Source organism: Pseudomonas persica, assembly GCF_900291015.1.
Classification (GTDB): Bacteria; Pseudomonadota; Gammaproteobacteria; order Pseudomonadales; family Pseudomonadaceae; genus Aquipseudomonas.
Window position 1 is genome coordinate 1 of sequence record NZ_OLKL01000426.1, and the last position, 229, is coordinate 229.

1 protein-coding gene is annotated in these 229 nt (G+C 64.6%); it reads left to right on the forward strand.

The genetic code is table 11. The features are described 5' to 3' along the window. Positions 1–229, forward strand: a 229-nt coding sequence (locus tag FQ664_RS27140; protein ID WP_178091143.1) for an arginase family protein, incomplete at both ends; no start/stop codon positions are given.

The following is a 229-nucleotide window of genomic DNA, read 5'->3' on the forward strand; positions in this document are numbered from 1 at the left end:
GGGCTACACAGCCGATGACTTCAACTGGAGCCGTCGCCAAGGCTTCCGCGTGGTCCAGGCCGAAGAGTGCTGGCATAAGTCGCTGGAGCCACTGATGGCCGAAGTGCGGGAAAAAGTCGGCGGCGGCCCGGTTTACCTGTCGTTCGACATCGATGGCATCGACCCGGCCTGGGCGCCCGGTACCGGTACCCCGGAAATCGGCGGCTTGACCACCATCCAGGCGATGGAG